Source organism: Aeromonas sp. R1-2, from assembly GCF_040908505.1.
In the GTDB taxonomy this organism is placed as follows: Bacteria; Pseudomonadota; Gammaproteobacteria; order Enterobacterales; family Aeromonadaceae; genus Aeromonas; species Aeromonas veronii.
This window is the reverse complement of the sequence record NZ_JBFODU010000014.1, coordinates 86361-100726: the sequence shown is the minus strand read 5'-3', so window position 1 is coordinate 100726 and position 14366 is coordinate 86361. Positions and strand designations below refer to the sequence as shown.

The 14366-nt window shown below is 60.3% G+C and carries 11 protein-coding genes; 6 read left to right on the top strand and 5 right to left on the bottom strand.

Annotated features, from left to right (window positions below; translation table 11 throughout):
- Positions 1-23: 23 nt before the first annotated feature.
- Positions 24-626, bottom strand: coding sequence for a DUF924 family protein (locus tag AB5Y76_RS05345; RefSeq protein WP_263717672.1), 603 nt, complete (start codon positions 624-626; stop codon positions 24-26).
- 250 nt (positions 627-876) lie between these two features.
- Here AB5Y76_RS05345 and AB5Y76_RS05340 point away from each other — a divergent pair, with 250 nt between their 5' ends.
- The 3 genes from AB5Y76_RS05340 to AB5Y76_RS05330 all read left to right on the top strand — a co-directional run bounded on the left by AB5Y76_RS05340 (position 877) and on the right by AB5Y76_RS05330 (position 3859).
- Complete coding sequence (locus tag AB5Y76_RS05340; RefSeq protein WP_263717683.1) at positions 877-1017, top strand: hypothetical protein; 141 nt, start codon at positions 877-879, stop codon at positions 1015-1017.
- A gap of 1 nt (position 1018) precedes the next feature.
- Entirely contained in the window at positions 1019-1939 is a 921-nt protein-coding gene (locus tag AB5Y76_RS05335; RefSeq protein WP_263717673.1) for a DUF808 domain-containing protein, read from the top strand.
- A 123-nt stretch (positions 1940-2062) separates the two neighbouring features.
- Entirely contained in the window at positions 2063-3859 is a 1797-nt protein-coding gene (locus AB5Y76_RS05330; RefSeq protein ID WP_263717674.1) for a M3 family oligoendopeptidase, read from the top strand.
- A gap of 63 nt (positions 3860-3922) precedes the next feature.
- Here AB5Y76_RS05330 and AB5Y76_RS05325 read toward each other — a convergent pair whose 3' ends face one another.
- A complete protein-coding gene (locus AB5Y76_RS05325; protein ID WP_263717675.1) occupies positions 3923-5329 on the bottom strand; it encodes a nucleobase:cation symporter-2 family protein in 1407 nt (468 codons plus the stop codon).
- A 505-nt stretch (positions 5330-5834) separates the two neighbouring features.
- On the opposite strand from AB5Y76_RS05325, the gene ycfP reads away from it, so the two are divergent.
- Together ycfP and AB5Y76_RS05315 are read left to right on the top strand one after the other, a co-directional pair.
- Positions 5835-6374, top strand: coding sequence for an alpha/beta hydrolase YcfP (gene ycfP / locus AB5Y76_RS05320; protein ID WP_005334000.1), 540 nt, complete (start codon positions 5835-5837; stop codon positions 6372-6374).
- Positions 6375-6448: 74 nt separating this feature from the next.
- Positions 6449-7741: an NAD(P)/FAD-dependent oxidoreductase gene (locus tag AB5Y76_RS05315; protein WP_263717676.1), complete on the top strand. Its 1293-nt coding sequence runs from the start codon at positions 6449-6451 to the stop codon at positions 7739-7741.
- Between the two features lie 84 nt (positions 7742-7825).
- On the opposite strand, the gene AB5Y76_RS05310 is transcribed toward AB5Y76_RS05315, so the two are convergent.
- The 3 genes from AB5Y76_RS05310 to AB5Y76_RS05300 all read right to left on the bottom strand — a co-directional run bounded on the left by AB5Y76_RS05310 (position 7826) and on the right by AB5Y76_RS05300 (position 12355).
- On the bottom strand, positions 7826-8467 hold the full coding sequence (locus AB5Y76_RS05310) for an energy-coupling factor ABC transporter permease (RefSeq protein ID WP_263717677.1): 642 nt from the start codon (positions 8465-8467) through the stop codon (positions 7826-7828).
- Positions 8468-8555: 88 nt separating this feature from the next.
- On the bottom strand, positions 8556-9353 hold the full coding sequence (pflA, locus tag AB5Y76_RS05305; RefSeq protein WP_080768686.1) for a pyruvate formate lyase 1-activating protein: 798 nt from the start codon (positions 9351-9353) through the stop codon (positions 8556-8558).
- A gap of 65 nt (positions 9354-9418) precedes the next feature.
- Positions 9419-12355 carry an EAL domain-containing protein gene (locus AB5Y76_RS05300; protein WP_100653432.1) on the bottom strand — a complete coding sequence of 979 codons (2937 nt, stop codon included), beginning with the start codon at positions 12353-12355 and terminating at the stop codon, positions 9419-9421.
- 135 nt (positions 12356-12490) lie between these two features.
- Here AB5Y76_RS05300 and AB5Y76_RS05295 point away from each other — a divergent pair, with 135 nt between their 5' ends.
- A complete protein-coding gene (locus AB5Y76_RS05295; RefSeq protein ID WP_263717678.1) occupies positions 12491-14179 on the top strand; it encodes an FAD-dependent oxidoreductase in 1689 nt (562 codons plus the stop codon).
- The last annotated feature ends 187 nt before the right edge of the window (positions 14180-14366 follow it).

Here is a 14366-nt window from a genome sequence, read left to right as displayed (position 1 = left end):
GGGGATTTTTTTATATGGCTTGCTTAGAAGCCTGAGCCCGGTTGCTGCAAAAATGTCGCCTCTTCCGGTGTGCTGGTGCGACCCAGAATGTCGTTGCGGTGGGGGAAGCGGCCAAAGCGTTCGATGATCACCTGATGACGGCGGGCAAAGTCGGCAAAGCCCGCGAAGGTTACCTGCGCCGGTGTGCCAGCCTGCTCGGCAGCGAGTGCCTCGAACAGGGCCACACTTCTGGCTTGTTGTTCGCGGGATTCAGCATGTTCCAGCGGCAGATAGAAGAAGACCCGCTCCAGTGGCGAGAGGGATTTGTCCGCCCCGATGGATAGCCCTTTCAGGCAAAGATCCCTTGCCAGCGGATCCTGGGCAAAGGCCGCAGGCGTGCCGCGATGGATATTACGCGGCAGCTGGTCAAGCAGCAGGATCAGCGCCAGCCGACCGCTGGGAGCATCGGCCCAGTGGGCGAGGCTGCCCTCGGCTGCGGCCTGTGCCAGCTCGCCAAAGCGGCTGGCCAGCAGGGCATCTGTTTCGCTGCTTTTTCCCCACCAGAGCGGGGCTTGCCGTGTGGCTCGCAGGACGTCATCGGCTTCGTCGCCAAACCAGAGAGCGAGCAGAGGTTGCCAGGGTTGCATGGGAACTCCTTGAGGTGATTCAGAGGGAACCAGGAACAAATGGCTCAGGGGTGCTGCCGAAACGGCGGCTTCTCGTTACACTGTGCCATCTTTTGCCCGAAAGACGTAACCCCCGATGGCTAGCGCCGGATTTTTGGCTCGGCCGATGATGGCCTGCGATCGCCATGAGGTGGTCCTGTTGACCTTGGTGGTTATCGGGACGTGCACCTCTCTCGCGGTGTTGTTCTCACTGATATAAGGAATCTCTGATATGGCCGGAACCAGTTTGTTGGCCCTGCTCGACGATATCGCCAGCGTGCTTGATGACGTAGCGCTGATGACCAAGGTCGTGGTGAACAAGCGCGAGACATTTTTCGGGAAGATGTTTCTCACTGATATAAGGGATCTTTGATATGGCTGGAACCAGTTTGTTGGCCCTGCTCGATGATATCGCCAGCGTGCTTGATGACGTGGCACTGATGACCAAGATGGCGGCGAAGAAGACCGCCGGGGTGTTGGGCGACGATCTCGCCCTCAACGCGGAGCAGGTTTCCGGAGTGCGTGCCGAGCGGGAGCTGCCGGTGGTGTGGGCGGTGGCCAAGGGCTCATTTCGCAACAAGCTGATTCTGGTGCCCGCAGCCATCGCCATCAGTGCCCTGGTGCCCTGGCTTATCACGCCACTCTTGATGCTGGGAGGCGCCTACCTCTGCTTTGAGGGGGCCGAGAAGCTGGCCCACAAGTTCCTGCCCCATGAGGCGAGTGAGGGGGAGGCACACACTGCTCCTATTCCCGATGATTTGGCCGCGTTTGAGCAGCAGAAGGTGAAGGGAGCGATCCGCACCGATTTTATTCTCTCTGCCGAGATCATCGTCATCGCCCTTGGCACGGTACAGGGAGCAAGCCTCGCGCTGCAGCTCTCGGTAGTGGCAGGCATCGCCCTGCTGATGACCATCGGGGTCTACGGGTTGGTGGGGCTGATCGTCAAGCTCGATGACATCGGTCTGCATTTGCTGCAAAAGCCTGATGGCAGCGCCCTGCGCCGCGCGGTGGGGAAGGGACTGTTGGTGACGGCTCCTCGTCTGATGCACCTGCTGGCACTGGTCGGCACCATCGCCATGTTTATGGTGGGCGGTGGCATTCTGGTGCATGGCTGGCCCTTTGCCCATCACCTGATTGAAGGTGCAGCCGCTGTTGTCGCCACCCTGCCCACAGTGGGGGCCGTACTGGCGGCGGTGACGCCGACTCTGCTCAACGCCGTGGCCGGTGTGGTGGCGGGTCTGCTGCTGGTTGCCGTGATGATGCTGGTGAGCCGTCTTGCCCCGGCCAAGGGATAAGCGAGCTTGCGGGCCATTGTCTCTTTTTTCCTCTCTTCATTTTTTGGCCTTCGGGTTGCCCGGTCTCTGACTTGCTGCCCGCAGGTCTGCTGCGCCTCCCGATAAAGGCCTTTGCGAGAAGCTATGTATCAACAACAGTGGAATAACGACCATATCTACCCGGGCCTCGACAGCACCGAGCTGGAAGCGGACATGCGCGCAGCCCGCCACGCGCTGGAAGAGCTGGCCAGCTATATGGCGGGTCTGGACGGGGTGCGCGACGCTGACGCAGCGCTGCTGGATTTTTTGCGGGAAGTGCGGCTGCGCGCCCGTGATATTCGCCATATCGGCTGGAACGTCGCCATTCTGGCCGCCTGCCGCGGCAGTCAGGATGCGCGGGATCCGCAGGCCAAACAGCTGGCGTCCCGTGCCCGCGCCCTTAATGCCGATCTGTTCAAGACGCTCGCGCCGGTGGAAGATCTGATGCTGGCGTTGCCGGAGGAGGAATTCGCCGCGCTGATGGCGGATCCGCTGCTCGGTGAAGAGGCGTACCGCCTGCGCCACGAGCGTCGCTTGCAGGATCAGCGCCTGCCGGTGGAGGCGGAGCAGCTGGTGATTGGTCTGGGCACCGATGGTCTGCACGCCTGGGGCAACCTCTATAACGATCTGGTGGGCAAGATCCGCTTGACCATTGATGGCCGCGAGATGGGGCTGGCCGAGGCGAGCAATCTGCTCTCCAGCCCGATACGTGCGCTGCGTTTAGAAGCCTTTGATGCCATCAGCGCCGGTTGGGAAGGGGAGCAGGAGACGGTCGCCGCTATCCTCAATGCCATCAACGGCTGGCGGCTGGAGCTGGCCCGTCAGCGCGGCAAAACCCGTGTGCTCGATGCGCTGGATCTCTCCTGCCATCAGAGTCATATCGAGCGCGCCACCCTCGATGCCCTGATGAGCGAAACCTGGCGAGCCCGTGGGTTGGGTCAGCGGGCGCTGGAGCTGATGGCCGAGCGCCTTGGTCTCGACGATCTGGGGCCGGAGGATCTCTTTGCGCCGCCGCCTGCTTCCAGCAGCCGCGACATTCCTTTTGATGAGGCGATCGCGCTGATTGCCGATGCCTTTAGCCGATTCGATCCCGAGATGGGTGCATTTGCCCGCATGATGGCCGAGAAGGGGTGGATTGATGCGGCGCCCACGCCAAATCGCCGCACAGGCGCCTACTGCACCAAGTTTGCCGAACCGGTCGAACCGCGGGTCTTTGTTACCTATGCCGGCACCATGGATAACGTCATTACCCTGGCCCATGAGCTGGGTCATGCCTGGCACAACTGGGTGATCCGCGATCTGCCGATGAGTCAGCGCAGCTACCCCATGACGCTGGCGGAGACCGCCTCCATCTTCGCCGAAACCCTGGTGCGCAGCGCCCTGTTCGAGCAGGCGCAAAGCCCGGAAGAGCAGTTGGCCATCGCCTGGGCGGAGGCCGATGGCGCGGCCACCTTCCTGGTCAATATCCCGGCTCGCTTCGATTTCGAGCAGGCCTTGGTGGCTGAGCGGGCGCAGGGTTATGTATCCGCAGAGCGGCTCAAGGCGTTGACCGACGAGGCGTGGGGACGCTGGTATGAGGGGAGCCTGACCCGCTATCACCCCATGTTCTGGGCGGCCAAGGCGCACTTCTCCATCGCCGGGCTGGGCTTTTACAACTACCCCTATCTGTTCGGTTACCTGTTCAGTCTCGGGGTCTATCAGCAGTTGACGAGCCGCAAAGCGGCGGGGGAAGCGGGAGTGGCCGAGGCGTATCGCGCCTTGCTGCGCGATACCGGCCGGATGAGCGCCGAAGATCTGGTAGCCAAGCATCTGGGGCTGGATATCCGTGAGGCCGCCTTCTGGCAGGGGAGTCTGGCACAAGTAGCGCAGGCGGTAGAGCGCTTCACGCAGTTGCCTGCCTGATTGGGTCAGCGGTGATATGAACAACAGGCCCCCGGACAGTCTCGCTGTCCGGGGGCCTGTTTGTTATGCCTGCTCTTGCTGCGGTTTGATGGGGCCAACGAACAGAGGACGGGGCTGGTGAGTCAGATCCGGCTGATAGCCGTTGAAGAAGAGGTTGAGCAGCACCGAGCTGATGGTGGCCAGCAGGATACCGCTATGAAAAAGCGGTTGTAGCTGCGCCGGAAGCTGCTGGAAAAAATTCCCGGAGACCGTCGGGATCATGCCAATTCCGAGACTGATGGCGACGATATAGAGGTTGTGGCGGTTGCTGTTGTAATCGGTGCGCGCCAGGATGCGAATACCGGTGGCCAGCACCATACCGAACATCACGATACCGGCGCCCCCCAGCACGAAGGGCGGGATGGAGGCGACCAGCACCGACATCTTGGGGATGAGGCCAAAGGCGAGCAGGATCCCCCCCGACATCACGCAGACCCAGCGACTCGATACCCCGGTCACGCTCACCAGACCGATATTCTGGGAGAAGGAGGTGTGGGGGAAGCTGTTGAATATCCCACCAATAATGGTGCCGATACCATCCACCCGCAGCCCGCGCACGATATCACCGCGCCTGGCCGGATGGCCGACGATGTCGCCAAGGGCCAGAAACATCCCCATCGACTCGATAAAGGTGATGAGCATGATCACCGTCAGGGTGGCGATGGAGATGGGATCGAAGGTGGGCCAGCCGAAGGCGAAGGGCACTATGGGGGCAAACCAGGCTGCCTCGCCGAGGCCATCGAGGCTCACTTCGCCCATGGCGATGGCCACCGCGAAACCGAAGATGATCCCGAGCAGCACCGAGATATTGCTGAAAAAGCCCTTGGTGAAGCGGGTCACCAGCAGGATAAAGACGAGCACCAGAAAGCTGGTGCCGATATAGCGCAGGCTGCCATATTCCGGATTACCCTTGCCCCCCGCCATCCAGTCGATCCCCACCTGCATGATGCTGATCCCGATGGAGGTGATAACCACCCCGGTCACTACGGTGGGGAAGAGTGGCATCAGCCGACCTATCAGCGGCACCAGCAGGGTCGAGATGATACCGGCGGCGATGGTGGCACCGAAGATGCCCGTCAGCCCCAGATCCGGGTTGGCTCCGATGGCCAGCATGGGCATCACGGCGGCAAAGGTGACCGACATGATGACCGGCAGCCGGATCCCGGCAAAGCGGCCAATCCCGACACATTGCAGCAGGGTGACGATGCCGCAGCAGAAGAGATCCGAACTGATAAGGTAGGAGATTTGATCCTTGGGCAGCCCCAGACTGCCGCCAATCACCAATGGCACCGCCACGGCGCCGGCGTACATCACCAGCACATGTTGCAGGCCCAGGGTAAAGAGTTGGCCCATGGGGAGCATGCGCTCCACTTCATCCACCGGGCGCTTGCGCGCACCCGGTCGGGGGGAGGGGGGATTGGTCTCGTTCATGAACAGATCACTCCTTGAAGCCCGCGCAACTGCTACAGGCAAGATAGTGAAAGCCGCAGCTTTCCCGGTCATTGATCTCGTGTATTGACAGAGGAGCCAGATCCCTCGGCAGTAGTGAGAGGGATCCGGTGCATCACGGGTCAGTGCACAAAACATGCACAACGCCACTCACGAGAGAAAACGTTTGGCGATAACGCCTTGTTTTTGCGGGATGAGTCACATACCGGCCAGATAAGTGTCCGGCTGCTGGCAGGGGAAGGAGGTGAGGGCATCTCAGATTGGTAAGGGGTTTATCATTATCGGTCTGGCGATCTCACTTTGATAGCCAGGCACCAGAGGGTTGCTCGCAATGCGCCCCTCTGCAGGTGACGGCGCTCGCGGGCCGCGGGGCGCAATCGGGGGCGGGGGCGTGATCCAAAGCAAGAAAGTTGGATGTTTTGGTGGCGTACGGGGCCGCCGCTGGGGTAGTTTCGATAAAACCGACACAGATCCTGAGGTCTTATCCATGATCATCTATCTGCATGGCTTTGATGCCACCAGCCCAGGCAATCACGAGAAAGTGCTGCAGTTGCAGTTTATTGATGATGATGTGCGTTTCGTGCACTACAGCACGGTTCACCCCCGTCATGATATGAGCCATCTGCTCAAGGAAGTGAAAAAACAGCTCGATATGAGTACCGATCCCAAACCGCTGATCTGCGGCGTGGGTCTTGGTGGCTACTGGAGCGAGCGGATCGGCTTTCTGTGCGGCATTCGCCAGGTGATCTTCAACCCCAACCTCCATCCGGAAGAGAACATGCAGGGCAAGATCGACCGGCCGGAAGAATATGACGATATCGGTACCAAGTGTGTAACTGAATTTCGTAAGAAAAATTCAGGAAACTGCCTGTGTATCCTTTCCGTTCAGGATGAAGTGCGCGATAATCGGGACACTGAACGTGAATTGAAGAACTATTACGACATCGTGTGGGATGAGCGCGAGACTCATAAGTTCAAAAATATCTCGCATCATCTGCAGCGGATGAAGGCCTTCAAAGAAGCCTGATCCATCACGTCGACCGATTTCGTTTTAGGGAGCCAATGGCTCCCTTTCGTTTTGAGGAACCGAGGAAAATCATCATGATGAATATTGTCGTTGTAGGCGGCGGCGCCGGTGGCCTGGAGCTGGCCACTAGTCTGGGTCGCAAGCTTGGCAAGAAGAACAAGGCCAAGATCACTCTGGTCGATCGCAACCGCACCCACCTGTGGAAACCCCTGCTGCACGAAGTAGCCACCGGCTCCATGGATGCGGGCATCGATGCCCTGAGCTACCAGTCTCACGCCAAGAACCACGGTTTCGACTTCCAGCTCGGCACCCTGACCGACATCAAGCGTGACGATAAACGCATCGTGCTGGGGAAGATCGTCGACGATAACGGCGACATCGTGGTCAACGAGCGCGAGCTGCCCTACGACTATCTGGTGATGGCCATCGGTTCTGTCTCCAACGACTTCAACACCAAAGGCATCAAGGATAACTGTATTTTCCTCGATAGCCCCTCCCAGGCGCACCGCTTCCACAACAGCATGATGAACCGCTTCCTGCAGTTCGCCACCGAATATCAGCCAGGCGACAAGGTGAAGATTGCCATCGTCGGCGGCGGCGCAACCGGCGTCGAGCTCTCTGCCGAGCTCTACAATGCGGTTGAGCAGCTCTACGCCTACGGCTTCAAGAACCTCACCACCGATAGCCTGAAGGTGACCCTGGTGGAAGCGGGCCCGCGCATTCTGCCGGCTCTGCCGGAGCGCATCAGCGGCGCCGCCCATCAGGAGTTGGTCAAGCTGGGTGTGGACGTGCGTACCGCCACCATGATCACCGAAGCGACCAGCGACGGTCTGCACACCAAGGATGGCGAGCTGATTGAAGCTGACCTGATGGTGTGGGCGGCCGGTATCAAGGCGCCTGACTTTATGAAGGATATCGCTGGCCTTGAGACCAACCGCATCAACCAGCTGGTGGTAAAAGAGACCCTGCAGACTACCCGTGACGAGAACATCTTCGTCATCGGTGACTGCGCCGCCTGCCCGCAGCCGGATGGCAAGTTTGTGCCGCCGCGCGCCCAGTCTGCCCACCAGATGGCCAGCCAGGCGTTCAAGAACATCCTGGCCAAGATGAACGGCGGCGAGATGAAGCCCTACCTCTACCACGACCACGGTTCGCTGGTCTCCCTCAGCCGCTTCTCCACCGTGGGTAGCCTGATGGGTAACCTGATGCGCGGCTCCATGATGGTGGAGGGCTACATTGCCCGTCTGGTCTACATCTCCCTCTACCGGATGCACCAGATCGCCCTGCACGGCTACGTCAAGACCGGCCTCATCATGCTGGTGGGTCGCATCAACCGGGTACTGCGCCCGACCCTGAAGCTGCACTAAGCCGGGATTTGGCACCATGTTGAATACCACAAGGAGAGGCGATGGCCTCTCCTTTTTTATGGGCGCAGATCAGGAAAGAGGGAGCTACTTGCCCAGATAGGTGCGGTCGAAGAAGGTATTGACCCAGTGAGGGCGGTAGATGGCCAGCACCGTCATCGCCATGCCGTTGAGCAGAGCTTCGGGGAACAGCAGCAGTGGCCAGATGGAGAGGTAATCCGCCGTGATGGTGTGCCAGGGGTAGCTCTGACTCAGCCCCATCAGCAATGCGCTGGCGGCCACCTTGACCGAGATGGTGATGGCGCCGCCGAGAAAGGCGGCCACGAAGATATAGACAAAGAGATGGCGCGGCAGCCAGGCCCAGCTGGCCAGAAACAGCAGCCAGCTGGTGGCTACCGGCAGGGCGATGCCCACCAGCGCTTGCCAGCCAAAATCGGCCAGATTGGTGACACCGAAGTAACCGAGCACCAGCAGGGTCAGGCAAGGGGCGAGCAGTGCCAGCCGCCAGCCAAGCAGCAGGGTGAGGGAGGTGAGCCCGAGAAAATGGACCTCCAGTCCCTCATGCAGACCGGCCCTTAGATACCAGAGCGGCACCAGCGCGATGGCACTACCCAGCAACAGGTGCTGATAGAGGGGGTTGTCACGGAGGGTCTGCCACAGGGAGCGGCGCAGGCTGAAGGCCAGCAGTACCAGCCAGATCAGGAGGGCGGCGAGTTGTCCTTCACTCATCTTGTCGTCCATTCATGCAGTAGAGTCCGGGCGGCCTTCCCGACCGCCCCATAGCAGAGCAGGCTGACGAGTCAGCCTGCTTTTACCATCAATATTTGACGTTGTTGTGGTACTTGCCGAGGATGCCCTTGACCCGTTCCATGGTCTCTTTGCTGGGGGGCTTGATCCCGCTCAGCTCGTACGGGTCGCCCAGTACGTCCCACTTGTGTTTGCCGAGCTCGTGGTAGGGGAGCAGCTCCACCTTCTCCACGCTATCGCCCAGCTCGGCGATAAACTGGCCCAGCCCTTCGGCGCTCTCGTCGTCGTCGCTCCAGGTCGGTACCACCACGTAGCGGATCCACATGGTCTTGCCTTTGGCTGCCAGATAGCGGGCAAACTCCAGGGTGTATCTGTTGCTGACGTGGGTCAGCGGAATGTGTTTCTCGTCATTGATCTGCTTGATGTCGAGCAGCACCAGATCGGTCTGGTCGAGCAGTTTGTCCACCTGTTCGTCGAGATGACGGACGAAGCCGTTGGTGTCGAGACAGGTGTGGATCCCTTTCTCTTTGCAGGCGGTAAAGAGTTCGGTAATGAAAGCCGGTTGCAGCATGGCTTCACCGCCGGACGCTGTCACGCCACCGCCGGAGGCATTCATGAAGTGGCGATAGCTGGTGATGTCACTCATCAACTCCGGTACGGTCACTTCGCGGCCACCTTCGGTATCCCAGGTATCGCGGTTGTGGCAGTACTTGCAGCGCATCAGGCAGCCTTGCATGAATACGATAAAGCGTATTCCCGGGCCATCGACAGTGCCGCAGGTTTCGACGGAATGGATCCGGCCAACGGTGCCGTGAGCTCCGGCTGGCTGGCTGATTTCAACGGCAGGGATCCGATTAATGACAGACATAAACAACTCCAACGATTCGAGCAGGCCGTTATTTTATTACATAAACCCCTATTGATCCTACACCTTTAGTCCGGCGCCCGGCTGCCAAGCAGCTGCTCCAGCCCCTTGACGGTGAGCGGCCGACTGGTGAGAAACCCTTGATAATGCTGGCATCCCAGTGCTTTGAGGATGGCCAGCTGCGCTTCCTCTTCCACCCCTTCGGCGGTGACGGTAAAACGGAAGACCTGGGCCAGATCGAGTATCGCCTTGACGATGGCTCTGTCCTGTTCGCTGTGTACCAGGGTCTGAATGAAGCTTCTGTCCAGCTTCACCTCATCGGCGGGCAGATCCCGAAGATAGGCCAGCGACGAGTAGCCGGTACCGAAGTCATCGATGGAGATGAGGATGCCGAGCTCCTTGAGTTGGCGCATTCTGGCAATACTCTCCTGCCTATTCTCCAAGACTACCGATTCGGTCACCTCCAGCAGCAGGCGGGAGGGGGGCACACCGGTGTCGCGCAAGATGTACTCCACCTGTTGCACGAAGCCTTGGGTGTGGAACTGGCGGGCACTGACGTTGACCGACAGATGGGGGATCTGCAGGCCACGGTTGAGCCAGAAGCTGTACTGGGCACAGGCGGTCTTCATCACCCAGTAGCCGATCTCGAGGATTAGGCTGGTCTCTTCGGCGATGGGGATAAACTCCCCGGGCGGTACCATGGTGCCGTCGCTGCGCTGCCAGCGCAGCAGCGCCTCGATACCCGACAGCGAGCCATTGTCGACCCGGTATTGCGGTTGATAGTGGAGTTGCAGCTCGTGGTGACGCAGGGCATCGCGCAGCTCATTGGTGAGGGTCAGCCGGTTCTTCTCGTGCTGGGCCATCGCCTCGGTAAAGAAGACGTAGTGGCCCTGACCGGCGCGCTTGGCCATGTGGGTCGCGGTGTCGGCCTGTTGCATCAGGACCAGATGATCCGTCTCGTTGCCGGAGAAGAGGCTGATCCCCACCGAGGCGCTGCAGTGCAGCTTGTGATCGCCGATGTCGAACGGGGTGCGAAACAGCCCCATCAGCTCGCGGGCGAAGTGCTCTGCCAGAATTTTGGCGGTGACCTCGCCTTGTCCCAGCTGGGTAAAGAGCAGGGCAAACTCATCCCCCGAGATGCGCGCTTGTACCAGATTGTCTTGGGGCAGCTCCCTGAAACGCTGCACCACGGCCTGCAGCAACAGATCGCCGCAGGCGTGACCGAGGGAGTCGTTTATCGACTTGAAGTTGTCGAGATCCACCAGCAGCAGGGCGCCCCACTGGCCGTTGGAGGCGCTCAGGGTCTGCTGCAAAATATGGTTGAGGCTGCGCCGGTTGTGCAGCCCGCAGAGATCGTCGTAGTAGGCGAGCTGCTCGATATGTCTGGCCGCCTCTTTTTCCTGGGTGATGTCGTAGAAGCTGCAGATAAAGTGGCTGAGCTCCCCCTGCTCATCCTTGACACCGTTCACCATCAAGCGCACCGGAAAGAGGTGACCATCCTTGTGCAGGCAGCGCTCTTCCCCGAGCCAGAACTCCTGCTCGTTGACGGTGCGGCTGACATCTTCCTTGAGATGATCCCCGTAGTAGGTTGGGCGCAGCTTGCGAATGGAGTGACCGATCACCTCTACCTCGCCAAATCCGGTGATCCGGCTGAAGGAGTGGTTGACCTTGAGGATGATACCGTTGTGATCCATCACAATCAGCCCATCGTGGGTATTAAAGGCTACCTCGGCCAGCCGCAGGGCATCATCGGTGGCGAGGCGCTTGAGTTCGATGGCGGCCCGCTCGTGCTGGCTGCTCAACAGATCCAGCAGCTGTTCGGGCTCCTCAAGGGGGGTATCGAGCAGCAGGGTGATCTGGCCAATGGGGGCGCCGCTTTGACCATGGAGCGGAATGCCGATGTAGGCGCTGGCATTGAGGGCCAGCAGCCGGGTCGCCTTGGGATAGCGCACGGGCAGATCTTCCACATAGATGGCCTGACCATGCTGGAACAGCTCCTGAGCGGGGCCGGGGTCGAGCTGGATGGGCTTGAGGGTGGAGCAGATCTCCTCGTTGATGACGCAGCGGGGGATGATCCAGAGATCCTGACCGCGGGGCTGGAACTCGCCGATCCAGCCCACCCGGGCACCGCTGGCGCTCATGGCCCAGCTTACCAGCGTCTTGCAGTAGTCGATGCCGGTCTGCTGGTGCAGCTCGGGCGGGAGGGCCAGCTCGGCGCGGTGCTCTTCCGGTTGCGGCTGCCAGTGACCGAGCAGCTGGGCACTGCTGCGCACCAGCTGCAACATCTCCTCGCTAAGCGGGGTGGGATCGAGATACTCCAGACTCAGCACCCCGAACAGCTTGTCCTGCTCCAGCAGGGCACCATCGAGGCGTGAGCGCACACCGGCACTGGTCAGATAGAGGTGATTGCTCAGCATCGGCTGGTGGGCGGCCTCCGAGAAGCTCAACGATTTGCGGGTACGCAGGGCGCGGATATAGCGGCTGTCACCACGAATGGGGTAGAGCGCCTCGACCCCCAGGGTGAACACCGGGGTGAGTTGCTCGCTGCCGAGATCGCCGTTGGCCTGATAGTGCCAGAGGATGAGCCGATCGGCCCCCAAACTCTCTTTAAGGGCCTCGAGCAGGGGCGCATACTGTTGCTGGCTCGCCATCTGGCTGAGGCGCGGCAGTTGCAATGCCAGATCGGCGATGGGCTCCTGGCGAAGGTTCTGCAGACAGATGAGCCAGAAGCCATCCTGCTCGTGGGCGAGGGCGATATGCCAGAGCTGGCTGGCAAAGCGCACGGTGATCTTGCCGCCATGGCCGTTGGCTAGCAGTTGTTCGATGGGTAGGCGCAGGGCATCGGGCAGCTGGGCAGGCCAGGGGGCGCGCGGTTCGTCGAGCCAGTAGAGCGGGGTTTGCATCACGTCGGTCAGGGCGACCAGCCGTTGACTGCGCAGATCCAGACGGAAAAAGAGCGGCGTCTGGAGGGCAGGAGGTAGATGACTGAGTGCGGTAGACGACATGAACAAACAACATCCTGTTAAGCAACCGTCGGGGTTGCAAGAATACTGCAAAATGGTGTGAAACAAAATTTCATTGAATTCTAAATTAGAAAAGTCTAATTTATTGCCTATTATCATGTATGAGGAGTCTTGCAGATGAAACGGATCCTGATTATCGGTGGTGTCGCGGGGGGCGCATCGGCGGCGGCTCGTGCTCGTCGTTTGAGTGAAGAGGCAGAGATCGTGATGTTCGAGCGGGGCGAGTTTGTCAGCTTCGCCAACTGTGGTCTGCCCTATCACATCGGGGGCGATATCCCCGACCGGGATGCCTTGCTGCTGCAGACTCCCCAGAGTTTCAAGCGCCGTTTCAACGTCGATGTGCGGGTCTTCCACGATGTGATTGAGATCGACAAGGCGGGCAAGACCTTGCTGGTGCGCAACCTGCAAACCGGTGAAGAGCAGCGCGAGCATTACGATGTGCTGCTGCTGAGCCCGGGGGCGGCGCCGATCCGTCCTCCCTTCCCCGGTATCGACAGCCCCCATGTTTATACCCTGCGCAACATCCCGGACATGGATCGCATTCTGGCGGCCCTGCACCACGATCAGCCGCGCCACGTCACTGTGGTGGGCGGCGGTTTTATCGGGCTGGAGATGATGGAGGCGCTGCACCAGCGCAAGCTGGATGTCACCCTGCTGGAGCTGGCCGATCAGGTGATGGCTCCGGTGGACAAGGAGATGGCCAACATGCTCCATGCCCGCATCCGGGAAGAGGGGATCGACCTTCGCCTGCGCACCGGCCTCACCGCCATCGAGAGTCTGGATCTGCCTGCCGAGAAGACCTCCGCCGTACCGACCGCCAAAAGCGGTGGCCTGCGCCTGACCCTCAATGACGGTTCTCACCTCGACACCGGCCTGCTGATCCTCGCCATCGGCGTCAAGCCGGAAACCCTGCTCGCCGCCAAGGCGGGGCTGGAGCTGGGCACACGGGGCGGCATCAAGGTGGATGCCGGGATGCGTACCTCGGATCCCTTCATCTATGCGGTGGGGGATGCGGTGGAAGAGATTGACTTCGTCACCGGCGAATCTGTGCTGATCCCGCTGGCGGGCCCGGCCAACCGGCAGGGGCGCATCGCCGCCGACAATATGCTGGGCCGAAGCGAAACCTACAAGAAGACGCAAGGGACCGCCATCTGCAAGCTGTTCGATCTGGCGGTGGCCAGCACCGGTCTCAACGAGAAGCGACTGGTGCAACTGGGATTGCCGTTCGAGAAGGTTTATGTCCACCCAGGCAGCCACGCCGGTTACTACCCGGGTGCCCATCCGGTCAGCCTCAAGCTGCTGTTTGCCCCGGATGGCAAGATTTACGGTGCCCAGGCCATCGGCAAGGATGGCATCGACAAGCGCATCGACGTGCTGGCGGTGGCCCAGCGCGCCGGTCTCACCGTGTTTGACCTGCAGGATCTGGAGCTCACCTATGCGCCGCCGTTCGGGTCGGCCAAGGATGTGATCAACATGGCGGGCTTTGTGGCAAGCAACCACCTGAAGGGGGACACCCTGCTCTGCCACGTGGCCGAGGTGCAGGCTCGTAACCCCCATCAGCTGGTGGTGGACGTGCGCAATGGCCCGGAGCTCGACAAGCTGGGGCAGATTCCGGGGGCGCTGCATATCCCCCTCGACGAGTTGCGTGGTCGCCTCCATGAGTTGCCCAAAGAGAAAGAGCTGCTGATCAGCTGTCAGGTCGGGCTGCGCGGCCATGTCGCCTGTCGCCTGCTGAGCCAACACGGCTTTAAAGTGAAGAATCTCTCCGGCGGCTTCAAAACCTGGCAGATGGCCATCGCCGAGTAACCGTTTTATTTCTGTGCCTGTTTGCCCCTCTCCCTTGTGCGTGCAAGATGAGGGGCTTTTTGTTTCTGCTTTTCGCCCTCCTTGCATTCCCTAATTGCAGCAATATTTCGACACACTTTATTTCCTGTGCCGGACAAAATTAACGTTTTGTTCAGGGGATGGGTGCTATAACCCCTGTCTCGTTCAT

What these genes read in the sequence shown, in the direction of transcription:
- AB5Y76_RS05310 (WP_263717677.1), bottom strand. Translation starts at nt 8,467, where the DNA reads ATGAGTGAAGGACAACTCGCCGCCCTCCTGATCTGGCTGGTACTGCTG.
- AB5Y76_RS05315 (WP_263717676.1), top strand. Translation starts at nt 6,449, where the DNA reads ATGATGAATATTGTCGTTGTAGGCGGCGGCGCCGGTGGCCTGGAGCTG.
- ycfP (WP_005334000.1), top strand. Translation starts at nt 5,835, where the DNA reads ATGATCATCTATCTGCATGGCTTTGATGCCACCAGCCCAGGCAATCAC.
- AB5Y76_RS05330 (WP_263717674.1), top strand. Translation starts at nt 2,063, where the DNA reads ATGTATCAACAACAGTGGAATAACGACCATATCTACCCGGGCCTCGAC.
- pflA (WP_080768686.1), bottom strand. Translation starts at nt 9,353, where the DNA reads ATGTCTGTCATTAATCGGATCCCTGCCGTTGAAATCAGCCAGCCAGCC.
- AB5Y76_RS05295 (WP_263717678.1), top strand. Translation starts at nt 12,491, where the DNA reads ATGAAACGGATCCTGATTATCGGTGGTGTCGCGGGGGGCGCATCGGCG.
- AB5Y76_RS05325 (WP_263717675.1), bottom strand. Translation starts at nt 5,329, where the DNA reads ATGAACGAGACCAATCCCCCCTCCCCCCGACCGGGTGCGCGCAAGCGC.
- AB5Y76_RS05335 (WP_263717673.1), top strand. Translation starts at nt 1,019, where the DNA reads ATGGCTGGAACCAGTTTGTTGGCCCTGCTCGATGATATCGCCAGCGTG.
- AB5Y76_RS05340 (WP_263717683.1), top strand. Translation starts at nt 877, where the DNA reads ATGGCCGGAACCAGTTTGTTGGCCCTGCTCGACGATATCGCCAGCGTG.
- AB5Y76_RS05300 (WP_100653432.1), bottom strand. Translation starts at nt 12,355, where the DNA reads ATGTCGTCTACCGCACTCAGTCATCTACCTCCTGCCCTCCAGACGCCG.
- AB5Y76_RS05345 (WP_263717672.1), bottom strand. Translation starts at nt 626, where the DNA reads ATGCAACCCTGGCAACCTCTGCTCGCTCTCTGGTTTGGCGACGAAGCC.